General features: G+C 67.3%; 19 protein-coding genes. 7 read left to right on the top strand and 12 right to left on the bottom strand.

All coding sequences use genetic code 11. The annotated features are described in order from the left end of the window. Window positions 1-12: 12 nt before the first annotated feature. Complete coding sequence (locus tag A3ES_RS0132345) at window positions 13-720, top strand: TetR/AcrR family transcriptional regulator C-terminal domain-containing protein (protein WP_020390997.1); 708 nt, start codon at window positions 13-15, stop codon at window positions 718-720. Window positions 721-722: 2 nt separating this feature from the next. On the opposite strand, the gene A3ES_RS0132340 is transcribed toward A3ES_RS0132345, so the two are convergent. The 5 genes from A3ES_RS0132340 to infC all read right to left on the bottom strand — a co-directional run bounded on the left by A3ES_RS0132340 (window position 723) and on the right by infC (window position 3,917). Continuing rightward, window positions 723-1,634, bottom strand: coding sequence for a CehA/McbA family metallohydrolase (locus A3ES_RS0132340; RefSeq protein ID WP_040456088.1), 912 nt, complete (start codon window positions 1,632-1,634; stop codon window positions 723-725). Continuing rightward, complete coding sequence (locus A3ES_RS0132335; RefSeq protein WP_020390995.1) at window positions 1,631-2,443, bottom strand: TrmH family RNA methyltransferase; 813 nt, start codon at window positions 2,441-2,443, stop codon at window positions 1,631-1,633. The genes A3ES_RS0132340 and A3ES_RS0132335 overlap by 4 nt, the downstream gene beginning before the upstream one ends. A gap of 40 nt (window positions 2,444-2,483) precedes the next feature. Then, on the bottom strand, window positions 2,484-2,873 hold the full coding sequence (gene rplT / locus A3ES_RS0132330) for a 50S ribosomal protein L20 (RefSeq protein WP_020390994.1): 390 nt from the start codon (window positions 2,871-2,873) through the stop codon (window positions 2,484-2,486). A 74-nt stretch (window positions 2,874-2,947) separates the two neighbouring features. Further along, a complete protein-coding gene (rpmI, locus tag A3ES_RS0132325) occupies window positions 2,948-3,142 on the bottom strand; it encodes a 50S ribosomal protein L35 (RefSeq protein WP_020390993.1) in 195 nt (64 codons plus the stop codon). An 85-nt stretch (window positions 3,143-3,227) separates the two neighbouring features. Continuing rightward, window positions 3,228-3,917, bottom strand: coding sequence for a translation initiation factor IF-3 (gene infC / locus A3ES_RS0132320; RefSeq protein ID WP_083933859.1), 690 nt, complete (start codon window positions 3,915-3,917; stop codon window positions 3,228-3,230). A gap of 334 nt (window positions 3,918-4,251) precedes the next feature. Here infC and A3ES_RS0132315 point away from each other — a divergent pair, with 334 nt between their 5' ends. Further along, complete coding sequence (locus A3ES_RS0132315) at window positions 4,252-4,680, top strand: DUF1844 domain-containing protein (RefSeq protein ID WP_026163404.1); 429 nt, start codon at window positions 4,252-4,254, stop codon at window positions 4,678-4,680. 100 nt (window positions 4,681-4,780) lie between these two features. On the opposite strand, the gene A3ES_RS0132310 is transcribed toward A3ES_RS0132315, so the two are convergent. From A3ES_RS0132310 to A3ES_RS0132285, 5 genes are all read right to left on the bottom strand, one after another. Further along, window positions 4,781-5,407 (bottom strand): histidine phosphatase family protein, encoded by a 627-nt coding sequence (locus A3ES_RS0132310; RefSeq protein WP_026163403.1) that lies wholly within the window; start codon window positions 5,405-5,407, stop codon window positions 4,781-4,783. Window positions 5,408-5,967: 560 nt separating this feature from the next. Beyond that, window positions 5,968-7,317, bottom strand: coding sequence for a galactose-binding domain-containing protein (locus tag A3ES_RS49190; protein WP_237745122.1), 1,350 nt, complete (start codon window positions 7,315-7,317; stop codon window positions 5,968-5,970). A gap of 50 nt (window positions 7,318-7,367) precedes the next feature. Further along, complete coding sequence (locus A3ES_RS0132295) at window positions 7,368-8,288, bottom strand: carbohydrate ABC transporter permease (protein WP_020390988.1); 921 nt, start codon at window positions 8,286-8,288, stop codon at window positions 7,368-7,370. Further along, window positions 8,285-9,163, bottom strand: coding sequence for a carbohydrate ABC transporter permease (locus A3ES_RS0132290; RefSeq protein ID WP_020390987.1), 879 nt, complete (start codon window positions 9,161-9,163; stop codon window positions 8,285-8,287). The genes A3ES_RS0132295 and A3ES_RS0132290 overlap by 4 nt, the downstream gene beginning before the upstream one ends. Before the next feature lie 3 nt (window positions 9,164-9,166). Beyond that, window positions 9,167-10,459 carry an ABC transporter substrate-binding protein gene (locus tag A3ES_RS0132285; protein ID WP_026163402.1) on the bottom strand — a complete coding sequence of 431 codons (1,293 nt, stop codon included), beginning with the start codon at window positions 10,457-10,459 and terminating at the stop codon, window positions 9,167-9,169. A gap of 94 nt (window positions 10,460-10,553) precedes the next feature. On the opposite strand from A3ES_RS0132285, the gene A3ES_RS0132280 reads away from it, so the two are divergent. Further along, the gene (locus A3ES_RS0132280; protein WP_020390985.1) at window positions 10,554-11,573 is read left to right on the top strand and encodes a LacI family DNA-binding transcriptional regulator; all 1,020 of its coding nucleotides are present in this window, start codon (window positions 10,554-10,556) and stop codon (window positions 11,571-11,573) included. Between the two features lie 220 nt (window positions 11,574-11,793). After that, window positions 11,794-12,963 carry a glycoside hydrolase 5 family protein gene (locus A3ES_RS0132275; RefSeq protein WP_020390984.1) on the top strand — a complete coding sequence of 390 codons (1,170 nt, stop codon included), beginning with the start codon at window positions 11,794-11,796 and terminating at the stop codon, window positions 12,961-12,963. 372 nt (window positions 12,964-13,335) lie between these two features. On the opposite strand, the gene A3ES_RS0132270 is transcribed toward A3ES_RS0132275, so the two are convergent. After that, a complete protein-coding gene (locus tag A3ES_RS0132270) occupies window positions 13,336-14,058 on the bottom strand; it encodes a TetR/AcrR family transcriptional regulator (RefSeq protein WP_020390983.1) in 723 nt (240 codons plus the stop codon). A gap of 183 nt (window positions 14,059-14,241) precedes the next feature. Here A3ES_RS0132270 and A3ES_RS0132265 point away from each other — a divergent pair, with 183 nt between their 5' ends. Genes A3ES_RS0132265 through A3ES_RS0132255 form a run of 3 tightly spaced genes read left to right on the top strand, consistent with a single transcriptional unit; the run spans window position 14,242 to window position 17,923 of the window. Next, on the top strand, window positions 14,242-14,682 hold the full coding sequence (locus A3ES_RS0132265) for a hypothetical protein (protein WP_020390982.1): 441 nt from the start codon (window positions 14,242-14,244) through the stop codon (window positions 14,680-14,682). Continuing rightward, window positions 14,679-15,419: an ABC transporter ATP-binding protein gene (locus tag A3ES_RS0132260; RefSeq protein ID WP_020390981.1), complete on the top strand. Its 741-nt coding sequence runs from the start codon at window positions 14,679-14,681 to the stop codon at window positions 15,417-15,419. Before A3ES_RS0132265 ends, A3ES_RS0132260 begins: the two co-directional genes overlap by 4 nt. Beyond that, on the top strand, window positions 15,416-17,923 hold the full coding sequence (locus A3ES_RS0132255; RefSeq protein WP_020390980.1) for an ABC transporter permease: 2,508 nt from the start codon (window positions 15,416-15,418) through the stop codon (window positions 17,921-17,923). The genes A3ES_RS0132260 and A3ES_RS0132255 overlap by 4 nt, the downstream gene beginning before the upstream one ends. Here the strand turns inward: A3ES_RS0132255 and A3ES_RS0132250 are convergent, their stop codons facing one another. Further along, window positions 17,924-18,412, bottom strand: coding sequence for an SseB family protein (locus A3ES_RS0132250; protein WP_040456100.1), 489 nt, complete (start codon window positions 18,410-18,412; stop codon window positions 17,924-17,926). It abuts the gene before it with no gap. Between the last annotated feature and the right edge of the window lie 58 nt (window positions 18,413-18,470).

Below are 18,470 nucleotides of genomic sequence, written 5' to 3'. Positions count from 1 at the left end.
TAGGATGGAGCCATGGATTCGATCTGGACCCGGACCCGGCCGGCCGCACCCGCGCGGGAGACCCTCAGCCGGACTCAGATCGTGCGAACCACGATTGAGCTGCTCGACTCCGAGGGCCTGGCCGGGCTGAGCATGCGCAAGCTCGCCGCCAAGCTCGACTCCGGAGCGACCAGCCTGTACTGGCACGTGCAGACCAAGGACGACCTGATCGACCTGGTGATCGACGAGATCTACCACGAGGTCGACGTACCGGAGCCTGAGCTGGCCGGCTGGCGCGCCGGGGCGACGCTGTTCGCGCACAGCCTGCGGGCGACCATCCTGCGGCACGCGTGGTTGCCCGACGTCATCTACAACCGGCCCAGCATCGGCCCGAACGCGATGTCGCTCGGCTCACGCGGAATCGTCTTGTTCCGCGCCGCCGGGTTCGCCGACCGCGACGTCGACTACGCGATGAGCTCGGTGATGTCGTTCGTGATCGGCTCCGCAAGCGCCGAGGTCGCCGTCCGTACGACGGTACGCAAGGCCGGCCAGTCGCTCGAGGAGTGGACTAGCGAGGTCATGGAGATGGCCCGCGTGAACATCGCGGACCAGCCCGAGATGGAGGAGTCGCTGCGCCGGCGGACGGACCGCGACCTCAACGCGATGACCAACGAGTCCTTCGCCTTCGGCCTGGACGCCCTCCTCGACGGCCTGGAGGCCAAGGTCAAGGCCAGGAAATAGCCTCAGCCATTCGCAGGTGGCAGGTGGATCGGGTTGGTCCACGCGCGGCCGCCGGTAGCGTCCTCGATCGTGATGCGGCAGTGGGCGCCGCGGAGGAGGGCCAGTGGGAGCGAGCACTCGGTCAGATCGATGCCCTGGGCAACCTCTGCGCCGGGATGGCCGCCGCTCAGCAGGACCTTCGTCGAAGGTGAGCAGCGAACCACCACCCCGTCGCCTTCGATCCGTACGTCGTACAACTCGGGGCCGGTGCTCGAGTAGAAGTGGCCGGCCTTCAGCGCGGTCAGAAGTGCGTCCGGTTCGAGCGCCTCTGCGCGAACCTGGACCCATGCCTGGCACGGAGGCGGGTCCTGGGGTTGCAGATGCGCGTCGTCGGCGGCGTACGTCGTGAGTCGGTGACCGCGGCTCAGCAGGACGTCGGTGAGGTGCCAGCTGTCGCCACGGTTCTCCCGGTCGGCGAGCGCGTTGTAGACCTCGACCGAGTGGGCCGCGTCCAGACTCTCCGCATCGACTGCCGTCAGCAGTGAGGCCGACGGATGGGCCATGCCGACGAACGCCCCCGCGGCCCGGGCCCGGTGCGCGAGCTCAGGTCCCGTCTCCGCCTCCCCCGGCGGCTCGAAATCCAGCGGCAGACCAACCGCCACGATGTGCCAGGCGTGGCCCGCCTCGGTGCGCGGCGCGTGCAACTCGGCGCCGATCAGCATGGTGAATCCCTCCGACCGCAACACCCGCGTGTCCGTGACCGGGAACCCGTACTCCGGCCGGAAGTGGTCGGTGATCGCCACGAAGTCGTAGCCGGCCTCCCGATGCACCCGCGCGGTCTCATCCGGCGACAGCGCTCCATCGGAGAGGTCCGAATGCGTATGCAGATTCCCTCGCCAGAACTGCCCCGGGACCTCGAAGGGCAGCCCTGTCACTGGCGCTGGGCGCGGGCGGATGCGTACAGGCAGATCGCGGCGGCGGTGGCGAGGTTGAGCGACTCGGCGCGGCCGTAGATCGGGACCTTCACCGAGCGGTCGACGATCGCGTCGAAGCCGTCGGGCAGACCGTGCGCCTCGTTGCCGAACAGCCAGACGGACGGCTTCGCCAGGGTGCCGTCTTCGATGCACTCATCCAGATCCGAGCTGCCGTAGCCGTCGGCGGCGAGGACCTGAAGCCCCTGCTCACGCCACGACTTGGCGGCCGTCACGACGTCGGCCTCGACCGTGATCGGCAGGTGGAAAAGGCTGCCGACGCTGGCGCGGACGGCCTTCGGGTTGTGCGGGTCGACCGATTCGGCCGACAGTACGACGGCATCCGCGCCGGCCGCGTCCGCAGTACGGATCAAGGTTCCGACGTTGCCGGGGTCGCGCACCTGGACTCCGACGGCGACCAGCCGCGCGGTACGCAGTACGGCCTCATCCAGAGGTACGTCGACCAGTTGGCAGACGGCGACGACGCCTTGCGAGGTGACTGTCTCACTCAGCGCCTCGATCGCGGCGCGGTTCACGTCGTACCACGGGACGTCGGCGAGCTGGGCGAGATCGCGCAGGTCCCGGTGCCGGGTGGCGACGTCGGGCTCGGCGTACACCTCGACGACCAGCTCGCGGTGTTCGAGTGCCTCGCGGACCGCCTGCGGGCCCTCGGCCAGGAAGCGGCCGGACTTGCGCCGGAACGCACGAGTGGCGAGCCTACGGGCCTGCTTGATCCGCACGGACTGTGCGGTCAGCAGACCTGGGCTCGCCACTTCGGGTGCTATCGGGGTGCTCTCGGAGGAACGCTGCGGCTCAGGCCGCGGCGTCGCTCTTGGCGTTCACGTCGGCCGGCAGGGCCGCCTTCGCCAGCGCGAGCAGCGCCGAGAACGCCTTGGGGTCGTTGACCGCCAGGTCGGCGAGGATCTTGCGGTCGACCTCGATCTCGGCCAGGCGAAGACCCTGGATGAGACGGTTGTAGGTCAGGCCTTCGGCGCGAGCCGCGGCGTTGATCCGCTGGATCCACAGCTTGCGGAAGTCGCCCTTGCGCGCCTTGCGGTCCCGGTAGGCGTAGACGAGCGAGTGGGTGACCTGCTCCTTGGCCTTGCGGTACAGCCTCGAGCGCTGGCCGCGGTAACCGCTGGCCTGCTCGAGGACGACGCGACGCTTCTTGTGGGCGTTGACTGCCCGCTTCACGCGTGCCATGAGGTGTTACTCCTTGTATTTCTGCGCCGGAGAAGGTGGTCCACCCGGCGGGGGGTGTTCGGGGGTGGGAAAGCTCAGATGCCGAGGAGCTTCTTGGCCTTCTTCACGTGCGACGGGGCGACCTCGACCGTGCCGGACAGGCGGCGCTTGCGCTTGGTCGACTTCGCCTCGGCGAGGTGGCGCTTGCCGGTCTGCTCGCGACGCAGCTTGCCCGAGCCCGTGATCCGGATACGCTTCTTCATCCCCGAGTGGGTCTTCATCTTCGGCATGGCTATGTGCTCCTGGTTTTCTTCGTTGACTCGATCTGGTGACTGCTCCGGCTACTGACGACAACCCGGCGGCCGGAGCGACACGTCACTCCGGATCGAGGTTGTCTGCCGGACCCTTCGGCTTCTTCGTTGCCCCGGCGGCGCGCTCGGCCTCGTGCTGCTTGAGCTGCTCAGCACGCTCCAGCCGCTCGGCCTCCTGCTCGGCCTCGTGCTCAGCCTGCTTCTTGGCCTTCTCGGCTTCCACGTCCACGCGCGCCTCGGACTTCTTCTTGTGCGGTCCGAGCACCATGATCATGTTCCGGCCGTCCTGACGCGGCGACGACTCGACGAAGCCGAGCTCGCTGACGTCCTCGGCCAGCCGCTGCAGCAGCCGGAACCCCAGCTCGGGGCGGGACTGCTCACGACCGCGGAACATGATGGTGATCTTGACTTTGTCACCGGCACGCAGGAAGCGGACGACGTGACCCTTTTTGGTCTCGTAGTCGTGCGGATCGATCTTCGGCCGCAGCTTCATCTCTTTGATGACGGTGTTGGTCTGGTTCCGGCGTGACTCGCGCGCCTTCTGCGCGGTCTCGTACTTGTACTTGCCGAAATCCATCAGCTTGCAGACCGGCGGGCGTGCCGTGGCCGCAACCTCGACCAGGTCGAGATCGGCTTCCTGTGCCAACCGAAGTGCATCCTCGATCCGGACGATGCCTACCTGCTCACCGTTCGGTCCGACCAGACGCACCTCAGGAACGCGGATGCGCTCGTTGACGCGCAGTTCAATGGTGATGGGTCCTCCTGGGTTGTTCGTTTACTGGTGCCACCTTGTCAACGCTTGAGGGATCGCGTCCTGTCCGTTGCCGGAAATGACGAAAGGCCCTCGTGCGTCCACACGAAGGCCCAATTCCCAGATCGACGGCGCTCCCGTCACCGGGTACGCCGTACGATTCGCCTCGGTACTCCGGCCTGAGCCGGATCACCTCGACGTGACCGGGGACCCGCCGACTGTGCATCAGCTGGGTGGGAGGTGGCCCTCCGCTTAGACCTGAACCGCTGGCGTCCCTCGAGTATTCCGCTCAGGGGCCACCATCAGACCAGGTCGGTCGCCGTGCAACAGTAACACCATGAGCGACCCAGTCTCCACTCCGCCTTCCCCGGCCCCTTCCCCGGCCCCTTCCTCTGGCGGCACCGAGCAGCTCCGGGTGGACCCGCTGTCGACCGCGTCCCGCGACATCGCCGAGGTCCCGAGCGTGGAGATCATCTCAACCGCCGCCCTCCACCTGATGAGCGCCGCCGCGGTCAACCTGGGCCTGGCCGAAGACCTCCCCGACCACAAGGACCTCGACGAAGCCCGCTCCCTGATCGACGCGTTGGCCGGCCTCCTCGACGCCTCCGCCCCGTCGCTGGGGCACCATCACGCGGCGCCTTTGCGCGACGGCCTCCGCTCCCTCCAACTCGCCTTCAAGGAAGCCTCGACCATCCCGGACGAACCCGGCACAGGCCCCGGCGAGAAATACACAGGCGAGGTACACCCAGCTGCCTCCCGCCGCTGACCCACCGCAGGCCGTGAAGGATTCTTGCCGCTCCGTGGCAATAATCCTTCACGCCGCGGTCGTGGGCTGCTGCGGTCACGGATGGGCTATGCCTTACTCCTCAGATCTGTAGCTCGGCAGGGAAGCCTGTCCAGCGCAGGTCGGCTGGTAGGTGTCGCATGTCGTTGTAGAGCAGGATCGACGAGGGCCGGCCCGGTGCGTATCGAAGTACGGTCAGCGCGGCGTTGCAGTGGTTGAGGCTGAGCCAGCGCCATCTCGGTGCATCCATGGCGTGCCGGACGAGCCAGCCGATCAGGAAGTTGTGGGTCACGACCAGCTCGTGCCGGTCTTCAGCACCGTCCACCGGACCGGTGAAGCGCACCAGCGCTTGGCGGCCCAGTACGGGTCCTTCTGCGAGTTCCTCAGCTGTGCATTGCTCGAGGAAGCGGAACAGGAAGTCGGCAGACTCGGCTGGCAAGTCGTCCTTCTTCGGTACCTGCGGAACGTAGTCGCCCGCCAGCTCCGAGACCGCCAGCGGGACATCGTTCGTCAGTTGCTCACCTATCAGCCCGGCGGTCTGCACTGCCCGAGGCAGTGGGCTGTGGTGAACCGTCGAGAAGGCGACGTCGCGAAGCCGCCGACCTAGCAGGTGCGCCTGCCTACGACCCCTCGCTGTCAGCCCACTCTGATCCGGCAACGCCTCGCCATGCCTGGCGAGGTACAGGTAGCGCGCAGCAGTTCCAGACACTCAAACCTCCTCCGCTTGCACCGACGACCCGTACTCCGACCGCCGCTGGCGGGCTTCAGCGTGAGCCCGCGAAGAAGCCTGCCGAGCCTGTTGCGAATTGGCTCGCCAGCGGCCGATTGTGTTCCGACCGACAGGAAGTAGTCGACCGTTCGGCCGCGCGCCACGCTCACGCAGGCCGCGGCCGGCCGCAGAACCGGCACTACTTCCTGTCGGTCGGGACACAACGCGAACCCCAGACCTATTTCCCAACAGGCTCTGCCACCCGCCAGCGGTCTAAAAACTCGCCAGCCGGCGAGGCTGATACTCCCTCGCTTCAGGGCAGGAGTGGTGTCATCGGAATCATCCGGCGACTACGGACAAGGAGTTGCGTGTCCGAGGTCGCCAGAGGGTGTTCGAGCCACCACACCCGCCGCGAACGGCGACCCCCAGCAATCCAGGACTGCCAAGTGTTCGACCGCGCACCGCTGCCTCTGCTGAGCCGCGCCGGAGCAGCGGCGACACCGGGGCCTCGAGCGGCCGACGTAGGAGGCGCGCTGCGGGCGCAGTACCGGGTGCTCAGGTCAGGCGAAGACCTTCAGCTCGTAGATGCGGGCTGCCGGATCCGAGCCTTGGGTCGGGCCCGTGATGTTGAGCCGGACGTAGCGGGCCGAGACACCGGCGACCGCGTGCGTAGTAACCGCTGCCGTGTTGCTAGTGACGGTGGCTCGCGTAGTCCACGTGCTCCCGTCCGCCGACGTCTGCACCGTGAAGCCGCGCGTGTTGTACGACGCCGACTCCCCGCCCGCCGCCGCATGCGAGACCTCCACGGACCCAAGCCCCCGCGACGACCCCAGATCAACCTGCAACCACTTCGACGAAGCAAGCGAGCAGAACTTGTCCGCGTTGCCACCCGACACACTGCCATTGACAGCCTTCGCCGGCCCTTCGGTCGATGTGCAGGCCGCAGACCCAGTAGCCGGCTTGTTCAAAGCCAAGTTGGCCGGCCCACCAGAGCCGCCAGACATAGCCGCCGTCATCTCCCGCGCCCACTGCCACGGCGCCGCAGTACCGCCCGGGTCTGAGTTGAAGTACTCCCAACCGTCGACGCCACCGAAGGTCGGGTACTTCGCGACCAGCGCCGCGAGGGTGTTCTTCAGCGTCGGCAGTGCGACGTACCCGCCGCAGTTGGCCGAGTTGGTCACCACTCCCGCGACGACCTTCGACGGCGTGAACACGCCGCGGTTGATGATGTTGTCGTACCCGGTGGTGTTCGCCATCGAGCCCCAGCCGCAGTAGAACTGCGCGTTGTACCAGTCGATCTTCGCGCCACGATCCCGCTCGAGCGTCTCGTAGTTGAAGCCGGACAGGTTGCCGCCGCCGCTCAGCGCGGTCGCGACCGGCGCGAGCGTGATGATGAAGCCGGTACCGAAGTCCGTCGTGAGCTGGTCGATCAGCCGGTTGATGCCGGCCTGCGACATGGTCTCCTCGACGTCCAGGTCGAGGCCGTCCAGCCCGTACGTCGTGACGAGATTCTTCAACCGCGGATAGTACTTGTCGAACTCCGTGTCGAGTCGCTGAAAACTACCCTGCGCGGCGCCACCGACGAACGCCGACACCTTGACGCCGGCCGCCTGCATCGCGTGCAGGTCGGCCCACATCTGGGTGAACTTCGGCGCCTCCGGCGGGTCGTCGTTGAGGTGCACCACATCCGGGTCGAGGTGGATCGCGCCGACCAGTACGTTGGTGACGCCGGTGGTGTTGTCGGTCAGCGCCTTCGGCGAAACGTAAGCACCGTTGAGGTACTGCGTCTGGTAGTAGACGACGACCCGCTTGCTGTCAGCCGTGGTACCGGCCTCAGCAAACCCGGCCGGGAGTACTGCCGCCCCGAGAACCAAAGCGGCAGCGAAACTCATTGCCTTACGCAACATCATGGGGACTCCTTCGAAACCAAACCTGCAATGGGCGGATTGCGGCGGTCCAGCTATCCCTTGACGGCGCCCTCCTCCACGCCTTTGAAGAAGAAGCGCTGCAACGTCGCGAACACGATCACGATCGGGATGAACGCGATCATCGTGCCGGCGGCGATCAGCCGGGGATCGTTGCTGAAGGTGCCGGACAGGTACTGCAGCCCGACGGTCAACGTGTACTTGTCCGGATCGGTCAGCACGATCAGCGGCCAGAGGAAGTCGTCCCAGGCGCCGATGAAGGCGAAGATCGCCACCACGCTGAGCGTCCCGCGCACCGACGGCAGGCCGATGTGGATGAACCGTTGCCACACGTTCGCGCCGTCGACCACGGCCGCCTGGTCCACCTCGACCGGCAGCGACCGGAACGCGTTGTACATCAGCAGCACGTTCAGCGCGCCGATCATGCCAGGCAGCGCGACGCCGAACAGCGTGTTCGCCAGCCCGAGCTCCCGCACAGTCACGTACTGCGAAATGATCGTCACCTCACCGGGCAGCACCAGTGTCGCCAGGAACAGGCCGAGCACGATCCGCCGGAACCGGAACTCCAGCCGGGACAACGCGAACCCGGCCAGCGACGACCCGATGATGTTGCCTCCGACAACCAGTACGGCGACCTGCAGCGAGTTGCGCATGTAGTCCCAGACCGGGATGGTGTCGGCCACCTCGCCGTAGTGGGACAAGGTCGGCTGGGACGGCAACAACCGCGGGATCCGGGTGTAGATGTCCTCCCCCGAACCCTTCAGCGAGGTGGACAACTGCCACAGGAAAGGCCCGATCGTGATGAGCAGGACGAACACCAGCAGCAGGTACCGGACCACCTTCTCCGTCGGCGACAACGAGTTGAACCCGAACGTCCCCCGCTTCCGCCGCGGCGGCGCAGTACCAGAAGCCTCCGGTACTGCGACCGGGCGCGCGGGGTCAGTCACAACGGTCATGCGTCCGCCGCCTTCCGGTTCATCCTGGCCAGCAACAGCATCGGCACGACGGTGACGAAGAACAGCACGATCGACAGCGCGGACGCGTAGCCGAGGTTGCCCTCGAAGCCCTGGCTGTATTGCTGGATGAGCATCACCACCGAGTTGTCGCGGCCACCCGGGCCACCCTTCCCACCGCTGAGGATGAACAGCTCGGAGAAGACCCGCAGGGCCGACACCGAGATCAGGATCGAGATCAGGATCATCGTTCCCCGGACACCGGGGATGGTGATGTGGACGAACCGGCGGTACGCCGACGCGCCGTCGACCGCTGCGGCTTCGTGCAGCTCACGGCCAACGTTCCCGAGGGCGGCCAGGTAGATGATCATGTAGTACCCGAGCCCCTTCCAGATCGTCAGACTGATCGCGCTGAACAACAAAAGCCACTGGTCACTGAGGAACGGCAGCGGCCCGGAGATCACGCCGAGCTTCTCGGCGAGGCCGTTGACCAGGCCTCGATCGTCCAGGATCCACTGCCAGATCAGCGCCACCACCACTGCCGAGGCGACCACCGGGGTGTAGAAGGCGGTCCGGAAGAAGGTGATCCCGGGCAGCTTCTTCTCCACCAGCACGGCGAGCAGCAGCGGCAGGATGGTCAGGAACGGCAGGCAGACCACCATGTAGATGACGCTGTTGAGCAGCGCCCAGCGCAACTGCTCGTCGTGCAGCAGGGCCTCGAAGTTCTTCAGCCCGACGAAGGTGCCGCCGCCGATCGGCTTGGCGTTGGTGAACGACAAGATGACGGTGTTGATCGACGGCCAGAGGTTGAACACCAGCAACCAGGTGAGTGCCGGGATCACCAGCACCCACGGCGTGAACCAGCGGTGGTAGCGCATCGATCAGGAGGCGAGCAGCTGGTTGGCCTTGGCCACCGCGGCGTCGAGGGCCTGCTTGGACGTCACCTTGCCGGAGATCGCGAGCGAGATCTGCTGGTTGATGAAGTCGTTGGTGGCCCCGCTGATCACCGGCGGCTGCAGCACCTTCGCCTTGGCCAGCGACTCGAACGCGAGCACCTTGGCGTCGGACTCCGGCGTACCGTCGCTCTTGGAGAAGTACGGGTCGGTCGCGGAAGCCTTGGTGGACGGGAAGATGTTGACGATCTTCGCGAACGCGGCCTGGTTCTCGGCGTTGGTGACGAACCGCGCGAGCGCGATCGCGGCCGCCTGGTTCTTGGTCTTGGCCGACACCGACAGGCCCTGCACGTACAACGGCGGGGTGTCCAGCGCGGGCGACGGGACGACCTTGCCCTTCAGCGACGGGTTGTCCTTGACGAAGTCCCCGAGCGCGTTGCCGCCGCCGGTGGTCCAGGCGACCTTGTTCTGGGTGAAGAGCTTGGAGTTGCCCAGGTACTGCTGGGTCAGGATGTCGCGCGGCAGGTAGCCGGCCTTGTAGGCGGCGGCGTACTTGTCCAGCAGCGCCTCGGCCTCGGGGGTGTTGAAGGTGAAGGTCTTGCCGTCGTCGGACAGCACCTTGACGCCGGCGTTGGTGAGGTCGCCGATGCCGGGCAGGCGGCTCATCATGTACTCCTTGCCGCCCGACTTGTCGTGCATCACCTTGGCGGCCGCGAGCAGCTCGTCGAAGGTCTTCGGCGGGTTCTTCGCATCCAGGCCGACCGCGGCGAACTTGGTCGCGTTCCAGTAGTCGATGTCGGTGTTCAGGTACCACGGGTAGCCGAAGGTGCCGGTCTGGCCCTGGTACTGGTACGCCTGTACGCCGCCCTCGACGTACTCCTCGGCGATCTTCGGGTCGGCGGCACCGACGTCGAGCAGCATGCTCTGCTTGGCCAGCGGCAGCGCGAAGTCCGGCGGCAGGTTGACCACGTCGGGCAGCTGGCCGGCGGACGCCTGGCTCAGCACCTTCTTGTCGTAGCCGTCACCGGGCTGGTCCAGCCAGGTCACCTTGGTTCCCGGGTACTTCGCCTCGAAGGCCTTGATCACGCCTTCCACATAAGTCGTGAACTTAGGCTTCAGCGCCCAGGTCTGGAAGCTCACCTCGCCGGTCACCTGGGCATTGGCGTCCACGGTCGGCTTGCTGCCCGACGACGTGTCGTCAGAGGAGCCGAGGCCACAACCAGCGAGAGTGAGGGCCGCGACGGCAAGAGCTGCCACCCCGGTCAGACGACGACTACGCATGGGGATTCTCCTGAAGTGATAAACCGGTATAGCTCCTGCACTATCCACATCGTAGAATCCGCTGTCAAGGGGACAACAACACCAGGAGGGCGAGATGGCGCGACCGACCATCGCAGACATCGCTGACAAGGCGGGCGTCTCGAAGGGCGCTGTCTCGTTCGCACTGAACGGGCGGCCCGGGGTGAGTGACGCGACCCGGGCCAGGATCCTGCAGATCGCCGAACAGATGAGCTGGCGACCACACAGCGCGGCCCGCGCACTGGGCGCCTCCCGGGTCGACTCCGTCGGCCTGGTGATCGCCCGGCCGGCCCGCACTCTCGGCGTCGAGCCGTTCTTCGCGCACCTCGTCTCGGGCCTGCAGTCCGGCCTTTCCGCCCGCTCGATCTCGCTGCAGTTGCTGATCGTCGAGGACACCGACGCCGAGATCGAGGTGTACCGGCGCTGGACCTCCGAGCATCGCGTGGACGGCGTGATCCTGGTCGACCTGACCGTGAAGGACCCGCGGATCGAGGCACTCCGGGCACTCGAACTGCCCGCGGTCGTGATCGGCGGCCGCGGCGGAAAGGGAGCGCTCGCCTCCGTCTGGGCCGACGATCGCGACGCGATGCTCTCGATCGTGGACTACCTGGCCGCGCTCGGCCATCGCCGGATCGCGCACGTCGCCGGTACGCCGAACTTCCAGCACACCCAGCGCCGGATCCGCGCGGTCCGCGACGCCGTACCCCGGCTGGGGCTGCTCGACGCGCCGTCGCTGACCACCGATTTCAGCGATGCCGAAGGTGCTGCCACCACGCGCAAACTGCTCTCCCAGGCGAACCGGCCGACCGCGATCGTCTACGACAGCGACGTGATGGCGGTGGCCGGGCTGGGCGTCGCGATGGAGATGGGCGTCTCGGTACCGGGTGACCTGTCGATCGTCGCGTTCGACGACTCGATCCTGACCCAGTTGATGCACCCGGCACTGACCGCACTGTCCCGAGACACCTTCGAGTTCGGCCGCCAAGCCGCCGAAGTACTCCTCGAGGTGATCGCCGAACCCACCAAGGTGATCAACCTCCGAACCGCGGACCCAGTCCTCACAGTCCGCGAATCCACCGCCCCACCCACCCCCTGACCAACCCGCCCCACCCCCGCCATCCCAGCCCTGCATACCTCCCCGCCTCACCTCGCCTTCCCGGCCACCACCCCGTCGGCACACCTCTCCTTCCCCGGCCACCACTCGCCCCGGCACGCTTCCCTCCCAGCCCGCACGCCACCCCGTCGCGACCTCGCTTGCAAGTGGTGTCTATTGGGCCAACTGGCGGATTGGGCTAAACCGTTTTAGTATCCTTTTCATGCTCTCGGATCCCGCCACGCCCCGGTTCGGCGCGAACTACGTGCCCTCCCAGGGGTGGTTCTACAGCTGGCTCGACTACGACCCGGTGGCGGTTCGCCGGGACTTCGCCGACCTGGCCGGGCTCGGCCTGGACCATGTCCGGGTGTTCCCGATCTGGCCCTGGATCCAGCCGAACCGGGCGATCATCCGCGAGGGCGCGATCGGCGACCTGATCGACCTGATCGACGCCGCCGCCGAGCACGACCTGACGGTGGCGGTCGACCTGATCCAGGGGCACCTGTCGAGCTTCGACTTCCTGCCCTCGTGGGTACTCACCTGGCACCGCAGCAGCCTGTTCGAGAGCGAGATCGTCCGCGACGGCCTGACGGCGTACGTCGACGCGGTGGCGCGCGCCGTGGCCACCAAACCCAACGTCTTCGCCATCACCCTCGGGAACGAGGTGAACAACCTCTGGCCGGACAGCTCGACGACCCCGGAGGCCTCCAGCCGCTGGGCTCACGACTTGTTACTCACGCTGAAAAAAGCCGCGCCCGACGTACTCGCGCTGCATTCGGTGTTCGACGACGCCTGGTATAAGCCCGACCACCCGTTCCACCCGGCCGATGTCGTCGACCTGGGTGATCTGAGCACCGTCCACTCGTGGGTTTTCAACGGGGTCTCACGGGTGGACGGCCCGCTCGGTCCGGCGACGCTGACGCACGCCGACTACTTGGTCGAGCTGGCGGCCGCGACTTCGCTGGATAGTTCACGACCTGTATGGCTGCAGGAGATCGGCGTACCGGGGCCGGATATCCCGGTCGACCTGCAGGCGGAGTTCACCCGGCGTACGGTCGAGGTGGTCGTGCACAACCCCGCGCTCTGGGGCATCACCTGGTGGTCCTCACATGACATCGACCGACGGCTCCTCGACTTCCCCGACCGCGAGTACGACCTCGGCCTCTTCACCGTCGACCACCAACGCAAACCCGCCGCCCAGGCCCTCGCCGACGTGATCGCCGACATCCGCTCCACCGGCATCACGCCTCAATCGGCCACCACACTCAAAGCACCGATCAACCCCCGCACCGACCCCGCCCGCCGCGCCGAACTCGCACCCGGCAGCCCCTTCCACCGCGCCTGGGTCGAAGCCCGAACCACCGGCCCAGTCCGGATCACGCTCCCCTCCTGACGCCCCTCACCTCGACCCCACCCCAAACCCACCAACCCGCTGCCGCCTTGCTGGACGACTAGCCGGTTACTGGACGACTAACCGCCCGTAGAGCCTGTGCGAATTGGCTCGCCAGCGGCCGATTGTGTCCCGACCGACAGGAAGTAGTCGACCGTTCGGCCGCGCGCCACGCTCACGCAGACCGCGGCCGACCGCAGAACCGGCACTACTTCCTGTCGATCGGGACACAACGCGAACCCCAGACCCATTTCCCAACAGGCTCTGTAGCCCGCTATCGGTCGGATAGCCGGCTAGCGGCCAGCCGCCCAAACGGAGTACCGGAACGGCTCTCCCCATCCCTCGCAAGCTGGGCGCGGTGAGGTGTCCGGCCAGCTAAGGGGTGCGGCGGTCGATGAGGGCTTGGATGCCGTCGAGGATTCGGTCCAGGCCGAAGTCGAGGTCGTCGTCGAGGGTGTCTTGGTGGTTCGTGTAAAGAGCGACCAACTGGTCATAGCCTGCCGATTGCAACCGCGGGAGGAGGAACGCGCTGACTGCCGCTGACTCGACCGGGGCCTGGTCGCTCGCCGCTAGTTGGCGGGCCAGGTTTGCGTAGGTGCGGGCGGAGCCGTCCAAGAGCACCGCGCAGCCGAGGGCGTCGTGCTGGCTCAGGCCGGTCGGCGTCATCACTCGCAGGATCGTTTCCGTCCAGTGCAACAGGTTGGGCGTCATCGGCGCCCCGCGAATGGGCACGTCGAGCAGCCACGGGCGTTCGGCGTACCGGTCGACCTGGGCCTTGACCCACGCCGCGGCACCCGCCCGCCACCCGGGAGCAGCCGCGATGTACTCCGGTGCGCGCCCCCAGGCCTTTTCGGCGACCAGCACGATCAGTTCGTCCTTCGAGCTGACGTAGCGGTACATCGCATTGGTTGTGACGCCGAGGTGCGCCGCGATCCTCTGCAGTGAGATCGCCTCGAAGCCCTGGCTGTCGCCGAACTCGATGCCGGTGGCCACGATCTGCTCCACCGTGAGCGCGGGTTTGGGCCCGCGCCGCTGGACGGGCTGGACGCCCCAGGACAGCGCGAGCCCGGGCGGTAGCTGCGCCGGCTCGTCACTCATGCCCCCATCCTTCCCCACTCGACCGCCGGAAGCAGGAAGACCTGCCACCCCGCGGCCGGTGGACCTAGCCCCACCCCCGAAACGGGCTCCAGGACCCTCCAAGATGAAACTGTTCAATCCATACGCTGTTTCTCGTCAGGCACCGCGACCAAGCGGGCCACAGGAGAAAAAGGAACCCCCATCATGAACACCCTGAACACCACCCTCGGCCCGCTGATCTCCCCGGACGAGCAGCAGCTCAGCTACTCCGACAAGCAAGCCGCCCACGCCAAGATCGAGAGCGCGGCCCGGCAGGGAGTGTTGTTCGCCCAGGACGCAGCCAACCGGCACCGGCTGCTCAACGAGTCTCACCGCCGCGGCGACCTGCGCGAGGTCCTCGCCGGCCTGCACGACGCAGTACCGCCGAGCGGGCTGACCCTCGCGCTCCGGATCGCTTCAGTCGGCTGGCTGGCAGTCTGCGTGATCCAGTTCATGGTCTGGTTCCTGCTCGCCGTCTTCGGCAACCTCGACTGGCCGTGGTGGCTCTGGTCGGACATCGGCCTCGGCCTCGGCGTCGGCATCCTCTGGTGGACGCACGAGTCCTACCACCGCCGGTCCCAGCTGGACCCGACGGTTGTCCGATGAGCGCGCCCGTCCAGTTGACCGACGTCCAGAAGGTCTACGGCTCCGGCCCCAGCGCGGTCACCGCGCTGGGAGGGGTCAGCCACTCCTTCCAGCAAGGCACCTTCACCGCGGTGATGGGCCCGTCCGGCTCCGGCAAGAGCACGCTGCTGCACTGTGCCGCCGGGCTGGACGAGCCCACCTCGGGTCAGGTGCACCTGGTCGGCAAACCGCTGCAAGGCCTGAACGAGACCCAGTTGACCGAGCTCCGCCGCGACCACGTTGCCTTCGTCTTCCAGGCGTTCAACCTAATGCCGGCGCTGACCGTGCAGCAGAACATCGTTCTGCCGTTGACCTTGGCGGGCCGCACGCCGGACCAGGCCTGGGTGGCCGAGGTGATCCAGCGCGTAGGTCTGGCCGAGCGCACCAAGCACCGCCCGAGCGAACTGTCGGGCGGCCAGCAACAGCGCGTCGCGATCGCCCGCGCCCTGGCCGGATCGGCCGCGATCACCTTCGCGGACGAGCCGACCGGAGCGCTGGACACGCAGACCGCGCTCGAAGTCCTGGCTCTCCTGCGCGACCAGTCGCGGGCCTCCGGGCAGACGACCGTGATGGTCACCCATGACCCGGTCGCCGCCTCGTACGCCGACAACGTCGTCTTCCTGGTCGACAGCCAGATCGTCTCTGAGTCCCCCGCGCCGACCGCCGAGAGCGTCGCGGCGGAACTCGCCAAGCTGTCCCGACTGAAGGTGACGACATGATCCGCCTGGCACTGTCCAGCCTGCGCTTCCGTACCGCGGCGTTCCTGGCGATCTTCGTCGCCGTCCTGCTCGGCAGCTCACTGATGTCGGCCGCCGGCGGCCTGCTCGAGACCGGGCTGCGCCTGAACGTCTCGCCACAACGCCTCGACGCCGCACCGATCATCGTGACCGGCCGCCCCGCCTACCACCCTCCGAACGGTTCCGGCTCCGTCGCGTACCCAGAACGCCGCGGTGTCGACCCCGCACTCGTCGCCAAGCTAGCCAGTATTCCGGGCGTCGCGAAAGCAATCCCCGATGTCTCCTTTCCCGCAGTAGTTGCCCAAAGCAAGGAAGGAAAGGAAAGCAAGGGAAGGAAGGCGAAGGGGGTCGGCGAAAGCAATGGAAGGAAGGCGGAGGGGGTCGGCGGCCATGGCTGGGCATCAGCCGAGCTCACCCCCTACAACCTCACAGCCGGTACTGCGCCCGCCGCGGGCCAAGTTGTCCTCGACAACCGCCTGGCCGGCAGCGCCAAACCCGGCGACAAGATCAACGTGATCGTCAGCGGCATCCAACGCGAGTTCGTCCTAGCCGGCGTGGCCTCACCCGAGCACAAGGTCGACGTACCGTCCGTGTTCTTCTCCGCCGCCGACACTCCCACCCGAGTCGACGCAATCGGCGTCTTCCCAACGCCCGGTACTACGGCGCGCGACCTCGCCAAGCGGCTCGAACTCCCCGACGGCGTCTCGGCGCTGACCGGTGACGATCGGGGCGCGGCCGAGTTCGCCGGGATCGCGACGAGTCTGCCGCTGATCATCCTGTCGGGCGTCTTCGGCGGCATGGTCGCGGTGGTGATGGCGCTGGTCGTGTCCGCGACCATCGGGCTGTCTGTCCGGCAACGCCGCCGGGAGCTCGCGCTACTGCGGGCCAGCGGCGCGACACCGGGCCAGGTGCACAAGATGGTCGTCGCCGAGACGATGCTGGTCGCGATCATCGCGCTGGCCGCCGGGCTGCTCCTGGGCCGCACGATGGGCGGCTGGATCTTCGGGATGCTGACCGGCAACGGGATCGTGCCGCCGGCTCTGCGCTTCGACCAAGGTCCGCTGCCGTTCGTCGGCGCTGCCCTGCTGACGTTGGTGATTCTGCGCCTGACGGTCGGTTTCGCCGCCGGACGCGCGGCCCGGATCAGACCGATCCAGGCGTTGACAGAAGCCGCAGTACCGCCCGTGGTGATCGGCAGGATCCGGCTGATCATCGGAGCGGTGTTCGCCGTGGCCACGGTCGGAATCGGCGTCTCCACGATCTTCATGAGCCCCACGAACGCCGCCGCGATCGGTGGGCCGGCAGTGCTCACCGGTTCGATCGCGGTCGCCGTCCTCGGCCCGTTGATGATCCGCACGATGCTCACCACCCGCATCACCGCCTTCCTCGAGCGACGGGCCGGCACCAACGGCGTGCTGGCCGCGATCAACCTGAGGGTCCGGGCCGTGCAGTTCGCGGCGATCCTGGTACCGATCACGCTGGCAACGTCGATTGCCCTTGGCAACATCTACTCGCAGACCACGCAGCAGAAGGCCGCGGTCGAGGCCTACACGGACAACCTGTCCGCGGACGCCGTCATCACGAGTGATGTGGGTGGCATTCCGGCCGGGCTGTTCGACCAGGTTCGCAGTACGAGCGGAGTGACCGCGGCATCGGAGTTGGTCCGGAGCAAGGGCTGGATCGAGGAGCCGTACGACACCACGCACACGAGCGACCCCTGGCCGCTCCTTGGGCTGAACGGCCCTGTCTACAAGGGGAAAGTCCACGCCGGATCACTGGACCAGCTGACCGGAGACACAGTCGCACTGCCGCCGGGAGCGGCCAAGAAGCTGAAGGTCGGAGTCGGCGATCAGATCGGCGTACGGCTGGGTGACGACGCGCTGGTCAAGGTGAAGATCGTCGCGCTGGTCGACGGCACTTCGGGATACGAGTCGATCTTGTTGCCCTCGGCCCTGTTGGCGGCGCACACGACGGCCGGGCTGCCGACGCAGATCCTGCTGAAGACGAAGGACCCGAAGGCGATCGACCTGCAGAAGTGGCCGGGGACAACCATCGGCGACCGCGACCTGCTGTCGGCCGAGTACGACGCCGGGCTCGGGATCGACGCCTGGATCGGCTACCTACTCGCCGCGATCGCGATCGCCTACACCGCGATCGCCTCGATCAACACGATCGCCGTCGCGGTCCTCGACCGGCGCCGGGAGTTCGGCCTGCAGCGGCTGACCGGTTCGACCCGCAAGCAGGTCGCCAAGATGCTCTACCTGGAGAACCTGGTGATCGCGGCCTTCGTCCTCCTGCTCGGCCTGGTCGCCGCAGCGTTCAGCATCTTCCCGATCGCCATCGCGACCCGCGGCTGGCCGATCCCGTCCGGCCCGGTCTGGGTCCTGCTCGGCTGGATCGTGCTCGTCCTGCTCCTGGTCCTCCCGGTCACCGGCATCACCGGCCGGATCGCGATGCGCGTCAAGCCGATGGACGCGGCCGGCTGATCACTCGGTCGTGACCCAGCCATAGCCGCCGTCTTCCAGTCTGACCACCTGGAGGCCGGCGGCGATTCGGCGTACGTCATCCGTCTCCAGTACTGCGGGCGCCGGGCCCGCCACGTCGATGACGATGGCGGCGGCCCCCTCCTGGATCGCGGCGGTAGCGACCAGCTGCGACTGGGCGGGCATCGGCCTCGCCTCGGGACTCCAGCGCGCGAGACTCTCAGTGCTCGTGAACGCCAGCAACGCGTTCCGGCCGTCCTGTCCCTGGAGCAGCGCGACGGCCATGTCGGAGGTCTTGTCGTGCGCCAGCCCGCGTTCGTCGTACTCGACCTCGCCCAGCATCGCCACCACAGGCACCAGCAGCCGCGCCTTCGTCAGCGCGGCCAGAATCGCCCCTTGATCCCGAGCCCGCAGGGCTGCGCTGAGCGCAGGGTCAGCAGACCCGTCGTCGTCATCGAAGCCGGTAAAAGCGAGCCTGCGTTCCGGTTGCACCCACCCATTGTCCAGCACCCCGGACCGGGGCCCTTTCAGGGTGGTGTCAGGGCTGTTC

This window comes from Kribbella catacumbae DSM 19601 (genome assembly GCF_000372465.1).
In the GTDB taxonomy this organism is placed as follows: domain Bacteria; phylum Actinomycetota; class Actinomycetes; order Propionibacteriales; family Kribbellaceae; genus Kribbella; species Kribbella catacumbae.
This window is presented reverse-complemented; position numbering and strand designations above follow the sequence as displayed.

Bases quoted from the DNA above. Each gene is read 5' to 3' on its own strand.
- A3ES_RS0132265 (WP_020390982.1), top strand. From the start codon at position 14,242: ATGAACACCCTGAACACCACCCTCGGCCCGCTGATCTCCCCGGACGAG.
- A3ES_RS0132345 (WP_020390997.1), top strand. From the start codon at position 13: ATGGATTCGATCTGGACCCGGACCCGGCCGGCCGCACCCGCGCGGGAG.
- A3ES_RS0132255 (WP_020390980.1), top strand. From the start codon at position 15,416: ATGATCCGCCTGGCACTGTCCAGCCTGCGCTTCCGTACCGCGGCGTTC.
- A3ES_RS0132315 (WP_026163404.1), top strand. From the start codon at position 4,252: ATGAGCGACCCAGTCTCCACTCCGCCTTCCCCGGCCCCTTCCCCGGCC.
- A3ES_RS0132295 (WP_020390988.1), bottom strand. From the start codon at position 8,288: ATGACCGTTGTGACTGACCCCGCGCGCCCGGTCGCAGTACCGGAGGCT.
- A3ES_RS0132260 (WP_020390981.1), top strand. From the start codon at position 14,679: ATGAGCGCGCCCGTCCAGTTGACCGACGTCCAGAAGGTCTACGGCTCC.
- A3ES_RS0132290 (WP_020390987.1), bottom strand. From the start codon at position 9,163: ATGCGCTACCACCGCTGGTTCACGCCGTGGGTGCTGGTGATCCCGGCA.
- rplT (WP_020390994.1), bottom strand. From the start codon at position 2,873: ATGGCACGCGTGAAGCGGGCAGTCAACGCCCACAAGAAGCGTCGCGTC.
- A3ES_RS0132285 (WP_026163402.1), bottom strand. From the start codon at position 10,459: ATGCGTAGTCGTCGTCTGACCGGGGTGGCAGCTCTTGCCGTCGCGGCC.
- A3ES_RS0132280 (WP_020390985.1), top strand. From the start codon at position 10,554: ATGGCGCGACCGACCATCGCAGACATCGCTGACAAGGCGGGCGTCTCG.
- A3ES_RS49190 (WP_237745122.1), bottom strand. From the start codon at position 7,317: ATGATGTTGCGTAAGGCAATGAGTTTCGCTGCCGCTTTGGTTCTCGGG.
- A3ES_RS0132270 (WP_020390983.1), bottom strand. From the start codon at position 14,058: ATGAGTGACGAGCCGGCGCAGCTACCGCCCGGGCTCGCGCTGTCCTGG.
- rpmI (WP_020390993.1), bottom strand. From the start codon at position 3,142: ATGCCGAAGATGAAGACCCACTCGGGGATGAAGAAGCGTATCCGGATC.
- A3ES_RS0132275 (WP_020390984.1), top strand. From the start codon at position 11,794: ATGCTCTCGGATCCCGCCACGCCCCGGTTCGGCGCGAACTACGTGCCC.